Source organism: Bacillus sp. VA13, from assembly GCF_055710085.1.
In genome coordinates this window covers 344,514-361,784 of record NZ_JBVQPP010000002.1, presented here as the reverse complement: position 1 = coordinate 361,784, position 17,271 = coordinate 344,514, and the positions used below count along the sequence as shown (strand labels likewise).

General features: G+C 47.2%; 18 protein-coding genes. 1 reads left to right on the top strand and 17 read right to left on the bottom strand.

The window, feature by feature from the left end:
• Positions 1-34 precede the first annotated feature (34 nt).
• From pruA to spsA, 14 genes are all read right to left on the bottom strand, one after another.
• On the bottom strand, positions 35-1,582 hold the full coding sequence (gene pruA / locus AC0C66_RS10025; protein WP_088679627.1) for an L-glutamate gamma-semialdehyde dehydrogenase: 1,548 nt from the start codon (positions 1,580-1,582) through the stop codon (positions 35-37).
• A 239-nt stretch (positions 1,583-1,821) separates the two neighbouring features.
• Positions 1,822-3,096, bottom strand: a complete 1,275-nt coding sequence (gene rocG, locus AC0C66_RS10020) for a glutamate dehydrogenase (RefSeq protein WP_072183229.1) — start codon at positions 3,094-3,096, stop codon at positions 1,822-1,824.
• 178 nt (positions 3,097-3,274) lie between these two features.
• On the bottom strand, positions 3,275-3,739 hold the full coding sequence (bslB, locus tag AC0C66_RS10015; RefSeq protein WP_061186532.1) for a biofilm surface layer hydrophobin BslB: 465 nt from the start codon (positions 3,737-3,739) through the stop codon (positions 3,275-3,277).
• Positions 3,740-4,064: 325 nt separating this feature from the next.
• Positions 4,065-4,520, bottom strand: a complete 456-nt coding sequence (locus AC0C66_RS10010; protein ID WP_472973597.1) for a dTDP-4-dehydrorhamnose 3,5-epimerase family protein — start codon at positions 4,518-4,520, stop codon at positions 4,065-4,067.
• Positions 4,513-5,364 (bottom strand): dTDP-4-dehydrorhamnose reductase, encoded by an 852-nt coding sequence (gene rfbD / locus AC0C66_RS10005; RefSeq protein WP_041521097.1) that lies wholly within the window; start codon positions 5,362-5,364, stop codon positions 4,513-4,515. Before rfbD ends, AC0C66_RS10010 begins: the two co-directional genes overlap by 8 nt.
• A 13-nt stretch (positions 5,365-5,377) precedes the next feature.
• Positions 5,378-6,325, bottom strand: a complete 948-nt coding sequence (rfbB, locus tag AC0C66_RS10000; RefSeq protein ID WP_472973557.1) for a dTDP-glucose 4,6-dehydratase — start codon at positions 6,323-6,325, stop codon at positions 5,378-5,380.
• Positions 6,325-7,065: a sugar phosphate nucleotidyltransferase gene (locus AC0C66_RS09995; protein WP_472973556.1), complete on the bottom strand. Its 741-nt coding sequence runs from the start codon at positions 7,063-7,065 to the stop codon at positions 6,325-6,327. Before AC0C66_RS09995 ends, rfbB begins: the two co-directional genes overlap by 1 nt.
• 24 nt (positions 7,066-7,089) lie before the next feature.
• Positions 7,090-8,109, bottom strand: a complete 1,020-nt coding sequence (locus tag AC0C66_RS09990; protein WP_072183232.1) for a PseG/SpsG family protein — start codon at positions 8,107-8,109, stop codon at positions 7,090-7,092.
• A 2-nt stretch (positions 8,110-8,111) separates the two neighbouring features.
• Positions 8,112-8,834, bottom strand: a complete 723-nt coding sequence (locus AC0C66_RS09985; RefSeq protein WP_072183233.1) for a glycosyltransferase family protein — start codon at positions 8,832-8,834, stop codon at positions 8,112-8,114.
• Positions 8,827-9,948, bottom strand: a complete 1,122-nt coding sequence (locus tag AC0C66_RS09980) for an N-acetylneuraminate synthase family protein (protein ID WP_461845783.1) — start codon at positions 9,946-9,948, stop codon at positions 8,827-8,829. The genes AC0C66_RS09985 and AC0C66_RS09980 overlap by 8 nt, the downstream gene beginning before the upstream one ends.
• Positions 9,948-10,817 carry a GNAT family N-acetyltransferase gene (locus tag AC0C66_RS09975; protein ID WP_072183235.1) on the bottom strand — a complete coding sequence of 290 codons (870 nt, stop codon included), beginning with the start codon at positions 10,815-10,817 and terminating at the stop codon, positions 9,948-9,950. Before AC0C66_RS09975 ends, AC0C66_RS09980 begins: the two co-directional genes overlap by 1 nt.
• Before the next feature lies 1 nt (position 10,818).
• A complete protein-coding gene (locus AC0C66_RS09970; RefSeq protein WP_072183236.1) occupies positions 10,819-11,988 on the bottom strand; it encodes a DegT/DnrJ/EryC1/StrS family aminotransferase in 1,170 nt (389 codons plus the stop codon).
• Between the two features lie 21 nt (positions 11,989-12,009).
• Positions 12,010-13,434: a CDP-glycerol glycerophosphotransferase family protein gene (locus AC0C66_RS09965; protein ID WP_072183237.1), complete on the bottom strand. Its 1,425-nt coding sequence runs from the start codon at positions 13,432-13,434 to the stop codon at positions 12,010-12,012.
• A gap of 4 nt (positions 13,435-13,438) precedes the next feature.
• Positions 13,439-14,209, bottom strand: coding sequence for a spore coat dTDP-glycosyltransferase SpsA (spsA, locus tag AC0C66_RS09960; RefSeq protein WP_014115596.1), 771 nt, complete (start codon positions 14,207-14,209; stop codon positions 13,439-13,441).
• A gap of 319 nt (positions 14,210-14,528) precedes the next feature.
• Here spsA and gerQ point away from each other — a divergent pair, with 319 nt between their 5' ends.
• On the top strand, positions 14,529-15,065 hold the full coding sequence (gene gerQ, locus AC0C66_RS09955) for a spore coat protein GerQ (RefSeq protein WP_014115597.1): 537 nt from the start codon (positions 14,529-14,531) through the stop codon (positions 15,063-15,065).
• A 43-nt stretch (positions 15,066-15,108) separates the two neighbouring features.
• Here gerQ and AC0C66_RS09950 read toward each other — a convergent pair whose 3' ends face one another.
• The 3 genes from AC0C66_RS09950 to AC0C66_RS09940 form a co-directional block, all read right to left on the bottom strand.
• Positions 15,109-15,480, bottom strand: a complete 372-nt coding sequence (locus AC0C66_RS09950; RefSeq protein ID WP_003222123.1) for a DUF423 domain-containing protein — start codon at positions 15,478-15,480, stop codon at positions 15,109-15,111.
• A 61-nt stretch (positions 15,481-15,541) separates the two neighbouring features.
• On the bottom strand, positions 15,542-16,864 hold the full coding sequence (locus AC0C66_RS09945; RefSeq protein ID WP_461845784.1) for a purine/pyrimidine permease: 1,323 nt from the start codon (positions 16,862-16,864) through the stop codon (positions 15,542-15,544).
• A gap of 18 nt (positions 16,865-16,882) precedes the next feature.
• Positions 16,883-17,200: a YwdI family protein gene (locus tag AC0C66_RS09940; protein ID WP_072183239.1), complete on the bottom strand. Its 318-nt coding sequence runs from the start codon at positions 17,198-17,200 to the stop codon at positions 16,883-16,885.
• Between the last annotated feature and the right edge of the window lie 71 nt (positions 17,201-17,271).

The following is a 17,271-nucleotide window of genomic DNA, read 5'->3' as shown; positions in this document are numbered from 1 at the left end:
CGCTCAAGGATCGCACGATTTTATTTCTCTCAAATCAAAAAGCTTCGGACGTTGTTTTGGCCTGCATGTGAAGAATTAAATAATCCGGGCCGCCTGCTTTTGAATCTGTTCCAGACATATTAAAACCGCCGAACGGCTGATAGCCGACAATCGCCCCGGTACAGCCTCTGTTGAAGTATAGGTTTCCGACATGGAAATCCTCACGCGCCCGTTCAATGTGTGCGCGATTTTTCGTCAGCAGAGCGCCTGTTAATCCGTATTCCGTGTTATTTGCAATCTCCAGCATATGATCGAAATCACGCGCTTTGCAGATCGCAACAACCGGGCCAAAAATTTCTTCCTGCATCAGGCGCGCGTTTTCATCAACATCTGCAAAGATCGTCGGCTGAATAAAGTAACCTTTTGAATCATCGCCTTCACCGCCGGTCAACAGCTTGCCTTCAGATTTGCCGATTTCAATATATGACATGACTTTATTGTAGGACGCTTCATGGATCACGGGACCCATATACGTATCAGGATCTTCCGGATTGCCTACAGCCAGCGTTTTCGTCAGCGCTACAGCTTTTTCCACCACTTCATCATAAACATCCTGATGGATGACCGCGCGGGAGCCTGCTGAACACTTCTGTCCTGAATACCCGAATGCTGAATACACGATAGAAGAGGCAGCAAGGTCAAGATCAGCGTCCTTGTCGACAAGCACCGTGTCTTTTCCGCCCATCTCAGCAATCACCCGCTTCAGCCATTTTTGGCCAGGCTGCACTTTGGCGGCACGCTCATAAATCCGGCAGCCGACTGCACGGGAACCTGTAAATGAGACAAACCGCGTTTTCGGATGCTCCACTAAGAAATCACCGATCTCCGCTCCATCTCCCGGGATGTAATTCAGAACGCCGTTTGGCAAGCCCGCTTCCTCCATGACCTCGACAAATTTTGCAGCTACTACTGGGGCTGCGTCAGCCGGTTTTAAGAGAATCGTATTCCCTGTCACAATTGCAGCCGCCGCTGTACCTGCCATAATCGCAAGCGGGAAATTAAATGGAGAAATGACGATGCCGACGCCAAGCGCTTCGTAATGGTATTGATTGAACTCGCCTGCACGGCTCTTCACCGGAGACCCTTCCTTGAGGCTTAACATTTGCCGCGCGTAGAACTCTAAAAAGTCTATCGCTTCAGCCGTATCCGCATCAGCTTCCTTCCACGGTTTTCCTGCTTCCTTTACAAGATAGCTTGAAAATTCATGCTTTCTTTTGCGCAAAATAGCCGCTGCTTTAAAGAGGATATTCGCGCGGTGCTCCGGTCTTTGTTTTTTCCAAGATTCAAATGCCTGCAGTGCAGCTTGCATCGCTTTTTCAGCAAGCTCTTGATCCGCTGTAGACGCGTACCCAATGATCTCTTCTTTATTTGCCGGATTAATGGAAACAATTTTGCGGTTCGTTTCTATTTTTTCTCCATTTATGACAAGCGGATAATGCTTGCCGAGCTGAGTGTTTACAAATGCCAATGACTCTTGAAATGATGTTTTATTCTTTGCTTCCGTAAAATCAGTAAATGGTTCGTGTGCGTATGAAACTGTCATATGTAGTCCCCCTCATGTCATGAAATATGTTTTCGTATGAATAAAAATGCAAGAACCATGCCATTTTTTTGTCTTTTGCTGAAAAAACTTGTTGAATCAAACGGAAATTTGTCTATTAGCCGACACCTTTCTCTTTCTCCGACCATGAAACGCAAATTTTATTTGCAGGTCTCACTCTTCCTGCAAAGGATAAACGCAAAATTTCTTTGCATCAGAAGAGGATATCTCCCCTTCCGAATTTATACCCACCCGCGGAATCGCGATGCCTCTGCCGATTTTCTGATGCCTGTCATGTAAGCCGCCAAGCGCATATCGACTTTATGTGTTGCCGCTGTCTGATAAATTGTTTCGAACGAATTGACCATGACGTTTCTCAGTTTTTCTGCAACCTCTTCTTCTGGCCAATAATATCCTTGGTTGTTTTGCACCCATTCAAAATAAGAAACCGTGACGCCGCCGGCACTCGCCAGGATATCAGGCACGAGGAGCACGCCTCTTTCATTCAGGATCTTCGTGGCATCAATGGTTGTCGGACCATTTGCCGCTTCGACGACGATTGACGCCTGAATGTTATGTGCGTTTTTGGCTGTGATTTGATTGGCGATTGCCGCAGGCACTAAGATATCGCAATCCTTTTCAAGCAGCTCCTCATTTGTGATGACGTCTGTAAATAAGTTGGTGACCATGCCGAAGCTGTCCCGCTTATCGAGCAAATAAGGGATATCAAGACCGTCCGGGTTGTAGAGACCGCCATGGGCATCCGAGATCCCGACCACCTTCGCGCCCGCATCATGCATGAATTTGGCCAGAAAGCTTCCCGCATTTCCAAAGCCCTGTATGATGATCCGCGCGTTTTGCAGCTTAATCCCTTTTTTCTTCACCGCCTCTTCAATACAAATCGTGACCCCCTGTGCCGTTGCTGTTTCCCGGCCTTGCGATCCGCCTAAAACGAGCGGTTTTCCTGTGATAAAGCCCGGAGAATCGAATTCCCGCAGCCGGCTGTACTCATCCATCATCCACGCCATAATTTGCGAGTTGGTGTACACATCGGGAGCCGGAATATCCTTTGTCGGGCCGACGATCTGGCTGATGGCACGGACATATCCTCTGCTCAGCCTTTCCAATTCTCCAAAAGACATTGTCCGCGGATCACAAATAATACCGCCCTTTCCGCCGCCGTAAGGAAGATTAGCAATCCCGCACTTGAGCGTCATCCATATGGATAATGCCTTGACTTCCTCTTCATTGACTTCAGGATGGAAACGCACGCCTCCCTTTGTCGGACCGACCGCATCATTGTGCTGCGACCGGTAGCCTGTGAACACTTTGACGCTGCCGTTATCCATTTTTACCGGGATGCGGACAGTGAGCATTCTCTGCGGCTCTTTCATAAGTTCATACATATCGCCCGAATAGCCCAGCTTTCGAAGGGCTTCCTTAATGATCGTTTGGGTAGACAGAAATAAATTAAGAGCTTCTTTTTCCTTATCTTTCGAGACTTGCTTTGCTGACATCTTTTTTCACCTCATTGTTTTTTTGACCAGCCAGAAATGTAAGCGCTTTAAAAATTTAACCGGCCAATTCCTTTCTACATTGGATTCACCCTTATTATCATGCAAGATCCGTACCAGTTTTTTTAATCAACAAAAAAAAGAGACTGAAAACATCTCAGTCTCTGATCACATCTATTTATTAACGAGGGTCAATCACCAGCTGCGTTTCAGCATTAAAACTGCCGATTCCCAAACCGTTTACAACATCGCCTTTAATTGTATAAGTGCCTGCGCGCGGAAGGGTTTTACGCACCATGACGAGGTCAAATTCAGTTGCGCCTAACAAATCAAGCGTAAGCGGGAGTCTGACTGTTTTTCCATCGTTTAATATCTGTGTTTCTTTCAGTGTTCTTCCATTCACTGAATCTCTTGTCGTTGCATGAAACCCGTCAGGAAAACGAAATTCTACCGCTCCGAGAGAAAGCACCGCATTTGGTTTATATGTTACCTCAATATCAGAAGTGGTCCACTCTTTTGTGCTGTTGATCGTTTTAGCCTCAATTGATGCAGACTGCGCATGAGCTTGGCCTGAAGGAAGCAAGATTGATAGTAAGACAGCTGAACTGATGAATAATGAAGATACAAATGAAGTTCTTTTTAACATGACATTTCCCCCTCAATTAATTTTCGGAATTGGCCAGAGCGTCCTCTGCAGAAAAAGTGTTTTGCCATAATTCGCGAATTATCTTACTTTTTCTTAAAAATTAATCTATCATCATTTTCCATGGAAGTAAATGCTTTTTTTAGGAATATTAACACTTGGGATTCTTTGAGTATTTCATCCTGGATATACAAGGGTCGAATGGACGATTTACTCTCTTTTTCTAGTCACATCCACCTGTTGAATTCTACCTTTTAATCCTATTTTGAAAAAAGGACAAAAAAAAGGCGAAGATGCCTCCGCTCTTCGATTGATCATGTTCCTATCTTTATCTAAATTCGGTATTCCAATTAAAACCGATCGTCTCATCATTCCACGGAATTCTTTTTTCATCAGGCTGATCCGGATTATACGACATGGTGGTGAAGTAGATAATCGTCAGCGGCGTTTCTCCCAGCACTCTGTACCCGTGAGCTACCCCTTTTGGGATCAATAACAGCATCGGGTTGTCTTCGCCCATATAATAGACGTCAGTTTCTCCTTTTGTCTTTGAGTCCTCGCGCAGATCGTAAAGGACAACCTGAGCGTGGCCGGTTGGGAAGAACCAGAGATCATCCTGCTTCTCATGATAATGAAATGCTTTAATCACACCCGGATAGCTTTTCGACCAAGAGGCCTGCCCGAAATGCTCAAGAAGGTTCTCATCATCTCGAACCAGCTCAGCAAAAAAGCCCCTGTCGTCACTATGCTTCGTCAAATTTTTCACCTTGACTCCATCAATCACGCGCACTGCTCCTCTCCTGCAAATACTCCCGTAGCGCTTCCCGCCAATGGCGAGGGCGAATACCGGCTTCTTCAATGGCCCGATGGCTTAGCACAGAGTAAGCCGGACGGGGCGTTTTGTTTCCATATTCTTCAGTCGTGACAGGCAAAATGACTGTGGCCAGTCCGCTTTCTTCCATAATGGCCTTCGCGAATTCATACCAGCTGCATATGCCTGAATTGCTGACATGGTAGATGCCCGGCGGATGGCTGAACAGCTTGATAACCGCTTCTGCTAAATCCTTCGTATAGGTCGGCGAACCCATTTGATCGCTTACAACCCGCAGCTCTTGTTTCGTTTCAGCAAGCCTCAGCATGGTATGAACGAAATTGCTGCCGCCATGTCCGTACACCCACGACGTTCTGATAATCGTGCTGTCTTTTGTTGCTAATCGAATCAGTTCTTCTCCGAGCTTTTTGCTTTTGCCGTAGATGGTGTTCGGATCGAGGGGATCGTCTTCCCTGTATGGCTGGGTTCCTTTCCCGTCAAATACATAGTCCGTGCTGATATGAATATATTGAGCGCCGATGCGGGTTGCCTCCAGCGCTGTATAATAAGCGCCGATTCCGTTAATCGAGTACGCTTTATCAAGTTCTGTCTCGCATTTATCAACCGATGTAAACGCGGCCGTATTGACCACGATATCCGGCTGATAATGGCCAAACGAATGCCGTACTGAGCGCTGGTCAGCAATGTTCATCATCTTCTTTGTTAACGCAATGACCTCATACCCGGCTTGCTTCAGCTGGCGGCACAGTTCCAGGCCAAGCTGTCCTCCCGCACCAGTCACCAATACCTTTGTCAATCGGATCACCTTCTCATCGGTCATTGTCTGTATACCAGCGAATCGTACGCGCAATGCCTTCTTCAAACGGCACTTCCTGCCGCCAGCCCAGTTCGTTTTTCAGCTTTGAAGCATTGATCGCATAGCGCCGGTCATGCCCTTTTCGGTCTTCCACGTGGGCGAACAATTCCTCACAGCTCAGATGCTTCATGATGATGCTCGCCAGCTCTTTATTTGTGCGTTCATTTCCGCCGCCGATGTTATACACCTCGCCGTCGGTTCCTTTTTCTAAAATCAGCTTGATGGCGCGGCAATGGTCCTCCGCAAACAGCCAGTCTCGGATCTGGAGCCCATCGCCGTACAGCGGAACCGGTAGGCCTTGCTTCGCATGTCGGATAATCGTCGGAATCATTTTTTCGCTGTGCTGGTAGGGGCCGTAATTGTTGCTGCATCGTGTAATAATGGCTGGTAGCTTGTGGGTTTTTACGTACGATAACACGAGCAAATCAGAGCTTGCTTTGCTGGCTGAGTATGGGTTATTAGGGGAAAGCGGCGTCGTTTCAGTAAAGGCGGGATCATCCGCTTCTAAATCCCCGTACACCTCATCTGTTGAAATATGAATCAGCTTCTTGGCTTTTCCCTGCAAGACCGCTTCCGCCAATCGGTATGTCCCCATGACATTCGTGGTGATAAACGGCTCCGCTTGGGAAATGCTTCTGTCCACATGCGATTCCGCAGCAAAATGAATCACACCGTCATAGGTCTCATCAAACGCCCGGTCGATATCCTCCTGAACGCTGATATCCCCTTTTACAAAGCGAAATCGGCTGTTTTCCTTTAGTTTTTCCATTTCCTCCGGGTGGCTGGCGTACGTTAGTTTATCTAAAACGGTAATGCGTGCATCCGTTTCCTTCAGCATGAGCTTTGTAAACGTGAGCCCGATGAAGCCGGCTCCGCCCGTAATTAAATATGATTTTGCCATCACTTTTCGTCCTGTCCTTTCTGTAAAGCCTGATGTACAAGCTGAGAGGCGAGATGAAGCGATTCGTGAGTTCCGGCATCGACCCACCAGCCTGATAACACATCATACGTAAGCTGGCTGTTTTCGATGTATAGATTATTCACATCGGTAATTTCCAGCTCGCCGCGCTTCGACGGTGATATTTGTTCAATATACGAAAACACCTCCGCATCATACATATAAATGCCGGTTACACAAAGGTTAGTCGGCGGATGTGCGGGCTTCTCGATAATGGAACGAATCCGCTTGTTTTTCTCATCAATCTCAGCAATCCCGAAGCGTTCCGGATCATCAACTTCTTTCAGCAGCACCTTTGCTCCTTTTCCCTGCTGTTCAAAACGCTCCGTAAAAGGCTTTAATGAATCTTCGAATATATTATCACCTAATAATAAAATGAAAGGCTCTTTTTTCGTAAAGCGTTTTGCATAAGACAGACCATCCGAAATGCCCGATGCGGCAGGCTGGACCTGATAAGTGATTGTGACGCCAAGCTCTTTCCCGTTCCCAAGCAGTTTGAAAAATTGCGGCATATGCTCTTTTTGGCTGATGAGTAAAATGTCTTTTATTCCGGCTTCCTCCAGCTTCATAATCGACCAGTAAATCATCGGATACGGGCCTACAGGAAGCAAATGCTTGTTGACGGCTTTCGTTAAGGGCATAAGGCGTGAGCCGTTTCCTCCGGCTAAAATAACACCTTTCACATTAACACTTCCTTACATGCATTTTTATGCCTTTTGATCATACAAATCTAAAAGAATAGCTGATACCCGTTTGATGCCTTTGCCATCCACGAGCAGCCTTCCTCCTTTGTGCAATGAAAGGCGAAGAGGATAGCTGCTGATGATTCGTGACATCTGATAGATAAGCGTCTCATCCGATACAAGCTCTCCCAAGCCAAGATCAAGAGCGGCGCCTAGCTCAGCGAATGTTTTGGCTGTTGCCGTTTGGTGCTCAACCTGAGAAAGAACGAGGCACGGCACGCCGATGCAAATGGCTTCGTACAGGGAGATGCCGCCGGCGACAATGGCTGCATCCGCTTGTTTCATCATACCCGCCATATCATTTGTTTGCCCGATCACCGTGTACTGCGGCTTCTTTTGAATCTGCCTTCGGACCGCCTCTTGATGCGGTGAAGCGCTCCCCATCACAAACATCATGTTTTTGTCTTTCATGGCGGGGACTTGGTCGGCTGCAGCCAGCACTTTAAAAACAAGCTGCTTCGGATCACTTCCTCCTAATGCGACAACAATATTGCGGCATTTTTTCTTAAGTGTGTAATCATTTCTTGCGGCTCGGAAGGCGGGGTGAAGAATAAGATAATCCGGCCCTTCATAGATGCGGGTGTTTCCCTGATCGTACACCCTGCTTTTGATATCGCCGTAAATTCCGTTGATGACTGCGTCACTTTGATGAATCGCTTTGGCGTTTTTCTCTTCAAAAAGTACAATTTTTGTATCTGTTTCCGCCTTTATTTTCTTTAACAGCTCAACAGGTGCGCCGAGAATATCAAATAAAACCAGATCAAGTTTCTTGCTTTTTATTTCCCGGAGAATAAATTCGTGCTGCTGCAGCTCCGGCTTTACGATGACATGCCAATGCTCTTCATGAAGAAATGGTTCAGACTCCTGATTCGTGTAAAACGTAATCAAGCAGCACTGTTTGAGTTCATCCGCAAGTCTCTTCATCCGGACAACATGGCCCATTCCCTTTTCATAACCCCCGTCTGCGACAATCCCAATATGCATGGCTATTCAGCCTCTCGTTCGTTTGCCGCACCAAGGTTCCGGTTCAGCAGGCTGATGAGCTCTGAGGCGGATACATCTGGACGCTCGCCTGCTTTTTGATAAAGGGCCTTTATCGATTCATAGTCTTCCTTTGTGTCAATGGTCAGTCGGTATTGAGGGCCGCGAAATTGTTCCGGCGCCTCTAAAAACTGAACGCGATAAAGATCTGGATGATCCCTTACATATAACGTGACATGCTCCTGATATTGATCCCCCAACGCCTGAATGCGGCTGATGTCTGTTAACAGCTTGGCGCTGACCGCTTCGCCGCAAATCCCTAACGGGGTATTCAGGATATACGTATAATCCGCTCCTTGATCAAGATGCGCCTGAATCATCATATCGAGCAGCTCTGGATCAACAAACGGATTTTCACCTGTTAACCGGATGACAACTGTCGGTTTGACAGCCTCAATGACCTTCACAAACCTGTCGAGAACACGTTCCTCACTGCCGCGAAAAACGCGAAAGCCATGTTTAACACAGTGCGCCTCTAATATGTCGTCAGTTTCTTTATCAGACGTGGCGATGACAAGATTATCCCGATCCTTTTGATAAAACGCGCTTTGCCGGACGCGGTGAACGATCATATCGAGTAAGCGATTGGAACCGAGCCGACGCAGCACTTTTCCCGGAAGCCGTGTTGACCCCATTCTGGCTTGAATGATAAAGAGAATGTCATTCATGAAATGGGCTGTCCTTCACTAAAATGTCATCCCAGACAATGCCTGTGTCGGCCGGAATGTTTCTTACAGCCCGAACGCCGCAGGTCAGCAGCTCAAAAAATCTCGGGTGCATCCCCTGCGGCTTTTGCCCGGGGCGAAGCACTGCGATATTGTCTTCACTAAAAGCTTCACCTTTTTGAATCGGAGCCGTTGTAAAAATCCCTCTGTATGCAAAATTTCGGATTTCTCCTTCGATGGCGGTCGTTGTTTTGTATGAACTGCCAAGCAGTTTTTCAGAGACCGGCTTCCTGATTCCTTGTTTCATCTCAGCCTCGGTTTTCCTGATGCTTCCGACCATTTCTTTCAATTCGTCCGGATTTAACGCAAACGAGTGGTCGGCGCCCGGCAGGTTTTTATCGATCGTAAAATGTTTTTCTATCAGTCTAGCTCCGAGCTGAACCGCGGCACACGGCGCTTCTGTCGGATGCTCGCTATGATCGGAGAAGCCGATCACCGCATCAGGAAAAGCGGCGGCAAGCATCGGAATGACGCTGAGGTTGCTGTACTCCGGCGGCGCAGGGTATTTCGCCACACAATGCATAATGGCAATTTGATCGTTGCCTTCTGTCCTGATGGTGCTCCAAGCTTCGTGAATATCAGAAATTTCCGCTCCGGCTGTTGAAAATATCATCGGCCTGTTCATACGGGCGACATATTTGAGCAGCGGAAGATGGTTAATTTCATAGGATGCGATTTTAAAAGCGCTCGGCGAGGTGGAATGAAGCAGGTCGGCTGCCCCTTCGTCACATACTGTGCTTAAAAAGATCACCTGCTTTTCTCGGCAGTAATCCAATAGCGGAGAAATCCAATCAGCTGGCATTTCCATTGATTGAACCAAAGAAAAAATAGAGACGTCCTTACCCGCCGCTGTTTTGTACAAACCAGGATCTTTCTGGTACATCTTATCAGCCTGAAACATTTGAAATTTCACGGCATCCGCTCCAGCTTCCGCCGCTGCATCAATCAGCGCAAAGGCCTGATCAAGCTTACCGTCATGATTAATTCCTGCCTCGGCGATAATAAATACAGGCGCGTCTTTGCCTACAGTTTTATTCGCGATCTGAAACTCTGCCATTATTTCGCCTCCTTGCCCGGCCAAATATGATAATAATAGTATGATTGTTCAGCGGTGAAGCCCATTCTTTCATAAAGGCGGATCGCCCTTACATTGTGAAGCTGCGTCCCCGCTGTTACCGTTTTATGCTTCTGTGTCTCCGGTTGTTCTATGAGATTCGCCAATAAATGAAACGCGATACGTTTTCCTTCAAACCCCGGCTTCACAGCCATCAAATCGAGAATACATTCATCGTCTCTTGATAAGCCCTGAAGATAGCCGATGACCTCGCCTTTATGCTTAGCGGCAATGTTTATAGCCGCCCTTCCATTCAGGTTGTTTCGTGTCCACTCCTGAAAAATTTTGTTTGCTGCTTCACGGCTGAGATGAGGATCTTGAAAATATCTGCTTTTTGTAAACGAGTCTCGGGCCAGCTCACATATCGCTTCTGTGTCTCCAGGCTCAGGAGGGCCCAGTTCAAAAAACGGCGCTGTTTTGTCATAAAAAGACGGGGGCTTCGCCAGCTTCAGCAAACTGCCGACAAAGTAAGAGGATGGCTGCTGCTGTATCACATGCGCCGCTCCGATATCTTCAGCCGGAACACGAACAAAGATAAAATCCGTTTCATCCATTTGGCGTACAGAATAAAAAGCTTCAAACAGCCTCTTCAACTGCCCGGCGCTGTTTGCCGCAAGAAGTTTGACGTTCATGACTTTCTTCTGAAGCATCTGGCTTTCCCACAGAGAATCTTCGTAAAGCAAGACGCCTTGGAGCCTGCTGTTTTCAAAAAGGCCGAGGGAGAATTGATACAGAACGTCCAATGTAAGCTGCCTGCTTTGGAGAAAACTCTCAATCGCTTCTTTGGAGACATTTTCTTTTACCGTGTACACTTTAACCAGCCCCTTTTACGATATCCCGCACAGCGTCAATGACATCATCTACATCCTCGTCAGACATTGATGGATAGAGCGGGAGCGACAGGGTTCGTTTATAGTAATTCATGGCATTCGGGAAGTCCGATTCCTTAAACCCGAATTGCTTTTGATAATACGGATGAATGTGTACTGGAATAAAGTGAACGCTAGTTCCGATATTGTATTCATCCTTTAAAGCCGTAATCATTTCGCTGCGCGTGACACCGGCCTGTTTTTCATCAACTTGCAAAACATATAAATGCCATGCGTGCCTTCCGTCATCATGAACAAACGGCGTGATCAGCCCCGGAATCTGCTGAAAAGCGGCTTGGTAGCGGCCGGCAATCTCTTCTCTCCGTTTCTGCATATCATCTAACCGTTTCAGCTGATGAAGACCGAGAGCCGCCTGCAAATCAAACATGTTCATCTTATAGCCGGGCGATTCGACTTCATAATACCAGCTGCCATTTGAAGAATAACGGTTCCATGCGGCTTTGCTCATGCCGTGAAGGCTCAGCACCCGGATGTTATCGGCAAGCTCCTCATCGTCTGTCGTCAGCATACCGCCTTCGCCTGTCGCCAGGTTTTTAGTGGCATAAAAGCTGAATGCCGTCGCGTCCCCGATAGAACCGATCATACTTTGCTTATAAGTCGTATACACCGCATGTGCCGCATCCTCCAGCACGAATAAACCATGCTTTTGGGCAATTGCCAATATCGCATCCATATCACAGGACTGCCCGCCGAAGTGGACGGGTACAACTGCTTTCGTTTGCGGTGTGACGGCCGCCTCAAGCTTTGCCGGGTCAATATTGAGCGTGTTTTCGTCAATGTCCGCAAACACAGGGGTCGCTCCTGTATGAATAATCGTATTGGCGGTCGAGCTGAACGTAAGCGGAGAGGTAATGACCTCGTCACCCGGCCCGATCCCTTTTGCTTTCAAAGCCAAAAATAAAGCAGCGGTACATGAATTCAGCGCCACGGCGTGCTTTGCCCCGACAAACGCAGCAAACTCTTTTTCAAACTGCTGAACCTTCGGGCCTTTGGAGAGCCATCCCGATTCAAGCGTATCTGTAACCTCCTGAATTTCTTCCTTGCCGATTAACGGCAATGAGTAAGGAAGAAAATGATTTCTCTTTTGCACCATTTTCTTTGCGCTCCTATCATTTTATTCAGTATCTTCCCGCCTGTAATCAACCCCTGTTTTGGCTTTCAGTACCGAAAATAAAGCGTTTGTTGATTCTGCCACCGGATAATTAGCAGCTGTGAATGCCATACGCGCCTCTTCTGCTTTTTGATGCACGGCGGGACTTCGAAGAACCTCAATCAAGGTGCGCGCCAGTTCATCCGGCTGATCAAACATAAAATCGCCAAGAGACTCATAATACGGATACGAGCGGTTTCCGGATGATTTCCCGATCAGCACAGGCTTTTGAAACAGCATGGCTTCAAGTCCGACTGTTGAGGTTTGCGTCACTGCCGCGTCAGCATACGGCAGCAAATCATACAGATCCAGCTCCTTTTTGATGACTCTGCATGCGTTATGTTTTTTCGCCGCAGCGTGATATAGATCCAGCTTGTTTTTTCCGATTTCCCAAGGATGAGGTTTAATGATAATTTGCAGCTGTTTCTGATCAGAAAGCCCTTCTAGCACACCTGAATAAAAATCTTCTGAAAAGGGCTGGGTCGCAATGAGCACGATTTTTTTAGATGGATGAAAAGCAAGTTTTCGATAGAATGTGGACATGTCCATAGGGGTTCTGTTAAAAATCTGATCGAAGCGGGGATGTCCCGTTACGAGAATCTGCTCAGGTTTACAGCCTTTTCGTATGAACCACTCCGCTTCATACGCACCAAAAACAGCTTGATAGGTTGTAAAAACAGGAATGAAGGCTTCATCTCCCATCAATGCGCCATGCTGAAGGCAAATGCTGACGGCCCCTCTCCTTTGACACATGAGAGCGAGCACCCTGCTGTAAATATCTTCTGCCGTTCCGACAACAACAGCCGAAATCTTCTCCTGCTCAAACAGCGTATCAACCGTATCAATGGCTTCCATAAATAAAGGAATATCTTTATAAAGCCGGTCGCGAAATGCTTGATCACCGAATGCCGGGTGGTCTTCAAAAGGGGCGAGAATCGAACAGGCTGTTTCGAGATACGGCTTCGGATCGCCTTTTGGGCATGATTCGGCAATCTCACGCTTGCTAATCACAGGCAGATCACAATAATGCGGCAAACTCCATCTGGCCAAAACAGCCGTTTTTTCAGGGTCAAATTGATAGTAATTTTCGTTTGAAAAACGCAGGTAATCAAAATGCAAAATGACTTTCCCCTTAACAGGTTCGTCGTTTGTTTTAACTATATTTTGAATTTTTTCTTCAAAAAACGGCTGAATCTGCCCTTCATCGATATGCTGATCCGCCGGTCCGAATAACTCCGGTTCTTCTTCCATCATCACCCTTAGCTCAGGGCTGATGTATTGATAAAAATTACTGATAAGCCCAAGCGGAATCCCCTTGTAGCGAAGTCTTTCAAAAAGCTCCACATACTTCCGGTACAGCACCCAATAGTTGCTTAAATAGGCCGACAAGCTCTCACCCCATTCCAAGCTTTTTTAATGATTCCCGCAGCTCGCGGCAATTGCGTTGCGGAGGAAGGTTCCTGACAAATTCATTTTTTTCTGATTCAAACAGCTGAAAGTGAATCGATTGGTCGGTAATATAATTCAGATCCAGCTCCTCAGCCAGCGGGTAAAACGGATAAAAATGATTGACTCTCCAAAAGAACCGGGCATCCCCGATCCGGTAAAACGCCGGGCTTTCATCCCAATAGGAGCCAAACTCCTCCTTTACCTTCTCAAGCACTGAATACCTGTGCATCACCGAACAATGATCGATGGCGCACGGCGCGTTCCATGTCACTTGGGCGGCAGGCCTGACAGTTTCTTTTATGATGTCGCGATGCTCGTTTAAATGATAGGTTTTGGATGCTGAGTAAATCACAGCCTTTTCAGGATGAGCATCGAGCTCCTGCACCATTTTCAGGAGCCGGTCCGGCATATAGATGTTATCATCCGTTGCATAGGTGATATATTCACCCTCCGCCATCTCAATCGCCTGATTGATCAGCGCCGCGTACCTCGTTTTTTCCGTTCTTTCCTTTACTCCAGATACATCACTTTGATAAAAACGCACTCGGTTATCATTCAAAAAAGGACGGATTACATTCAGCGTCTCTTCATTGGAGTTGTCATCCATAATAAACAATTCAAAATCTGAAAACGTTTGTGAGAGTATGCTAGAAATGGACTTTGCCACATAATCGCTTTTGTTATAGCTCGTCATAATGACTGATACTTTCGGCAAATCCTACACCTCCTTCTTGAAACTTCACACCTGAAACTAACGTTATCTTATGTTGCTTATGCGCAAGTTGCGCTAGGGATACAAACCAATATGCGAAAAGTTTGTGTATGTCTACGAAAAACAGCAGCTGCCCAGATCAAAATCTGTGCCGTCTGCTGCTCTTTTTCCGCATATTCCAAGCATCAGCCTCATAAGGTGAAAGAGATAAAAATCGCACCAGCGACTAAGATCGTTTTCCATCGGAGGTGAGTCATCGCGGAGCGTTCATCTATACATCCGGAACATGTTTTGATTGGTTTTCATAAAAAGGAGGAACGATATGAAACCGAAAAAAAATCAATATCAGCAAATGCAGGGATTTGATAATATGCAGGGGTATCAGCCTCAGTACGGTGCCAATCCGTACCCGCAGCAAGGCCAAGGCGGACAAATGCAGATGATGGGGATGCAGCCAATGATGCCAATGCAGCAGGGGCAGCAAGGACAGCAGGGCTTCGGCTTCCCGGGCCAGCAGCAGGGCGGCGGGTTTCAAATCCCATCGGGGCCGACACCGTCAGCGCCGGGCCAAAGCGTTCCCGGCATGCTGCCTGTTGAGGAATCTTACATTGAGAATATTTTGCGCCTGAACCGGGGAAAAACGGCTACCATTTATATGACATTTGAAAACAGCAAGGAATGGGGCTCGAAGATCTTTCGCGGCGTCATCGAGGCTGCGGGCCGGGATCACATTATCCTCAGCGACCCGAAATCAGGAACACGCTACCTGCTCCTGACAATCTACCTCGATTACATTACATTTGATGAAGAAATTGCGTATACGTATCCATACTCCATGTCGTCCTATTCGCCAAGATAAAGAAAAAGCCAATCACTCATATCATGAGGATTGGCTTTTTTGTTTATAAATATTTGACGGCTGCGACAACGATCATAATCCAAGAAATAATAAACGCCACACCGCCGAGCGGGGTAATCGCCCCAAGAATGGAGACTTGCGTCACACTGAGAATATATAAGCTTCCGGAAAACAGCACAATTCCCGCGAACATCAGCCAGCCGGCTGTCGTGACACTGCCGATGCCGGATAATTTATCGGCGAGAAACGCGACAACGAAAAGCCCAAGGGCGTGATACATATGATACTGGACGCCTGTGTGCCACACCTGAAGATATTTATCAGGAATTTTCCCTTCTAATCCGTGAGCGCCAAATGCCCCAAGTCCCACGGCAAGCAGAGCGTTAATAGCCCCTAATATGATAAACACTTTCATCTATCTCTCCCGCCTTTTCGTTAAACTCATATCATTTATCTTATCGCACCTGAACCAAAATTCAACGTTTGTTCTCCGATGACACGAGATTGTCGGATTTTCTCCTGCGCCAAAGCTGAAACTGGTCTGCCGCTATTGCAGCAAGTGTCCCTAATACGAGCCCATTGCTTAACAGAGAAATCAATACCGGATGCAATCCCTTTAATGCAGTTTCAGGAACAAACATGATACCGACTCCTGTCAGCAGCGAGATGCCGATGACAGACCGCACCCTTTTTAATTCTGCTTTCTCATATGAATCAAATTCTGCAAAGGCCAGACCTCCCATTGCGGAGAACACAACAAAGTTTACCGCAAATCCAACGGGTGATGGCAGGCTCGCAAACGCATTCATAAAAAACGGGATCACGCTGATCACGACAACCAAAATACTGCCTATTATAAACGGTTTTTTAGAAGACATTTTCGTCGTCTCAATAAAACCTGCGGCTCCCGAAATCGGAACCGGAGCAATGGCTCCTGTCAAACCGCTCAGCAGATGGCTGAATGAGGCGGCAAAACCGGCATGTCGTTCATGATGCTGTTCATCCGGCTGTTTGCCGAATTTCTTCACAGCGATGTCCACAACCTTCATGCTAGCCAGCATATTTACGATCAGCAAGATGGTAATAAAAATTGAGGTGATGATCAGGCCGCTGTTAAATAACGGGGCGCCAAAAGGAAACAAGGAAGGCAGCTGAAACAGCCGATCCGGCATTTCAATCGGCTTTGCCGCTCCAGCAGCCGCAAACAGCACCCACCCGCCGAACAAGGCCAATAAAATAGAATATTGCTTGAAAAACATGATGTTCGAATTTGTCATCATAAAGGCGGCAGCGATCACAACAAGTGCCAGGCCAAATACAAGACCGTCCACCCCGTCCTTACGATAGCCGATTCCGAGAATTCCTTTTATAATGGGCTGACTCAGCTGCATCACAAGCAGCAATAAATAGACGCCCGTGACAACCGGAGTAAACAATTTTGCAAGCCGGTCAATGACCTTGAAAACACTTAACAAAAAGAAACATACAGCGCTTACAAGAAGAGCTCCCTGCAAACCGCGCAGTGTGTCCCCATATGTCGCAAACACAGTTCCCGTCAGCCCGGCGTAGATTGTATACACTCCCCACCACAAGCCCGCGGGGCTTTCATTGATCGGCAGTCTGTGGCCTTTCAAACACTGAATGACGGCGGCAATTCCCAGCACAAAAAAGGTGCTTTGGATCAATCTCGCAGAATCTGAGTGATCCAAATGAAACGACTGGGCAACCGCCACCGGAACAACAATCGCCGCAGCAATGATAAACGCTGTCCATTGCAGCGCACCAAGAACCAATTTCACGTAGCTCAACCTTTCTCATTAAAAATCAAATAAAGACTCTCCGTTTCCGTCCTCTTCCTGCTTCTCTTTTTCCTGCTTTCGATATTTGTTTAATCCCGTGCTTCCCATCATTTTTTCCATCATCAGCTGGTCTGTCGATGGCGGTGCGGCAGGAATCGGCGTGCTGCTCGGCTGTATGCGGGGCGCGCTCGCGGTCTCCGGCTGATCCAGCACGACGTCACACAACGAACGGACAACTGCTACGTAACGCTTCAGCTCCTCATCCCGTTCAGCTGTCTTTGCCTTTTTCAGCTCCTCTTCCATCTTTTGAATCAAAGCAGATATATGAATGTTCATCAAGAACCCTCCAAAAAATAAATGTCGTCTTCCTGCATTTTATCAAATTCCTGCCGCGAACGCAGATATGA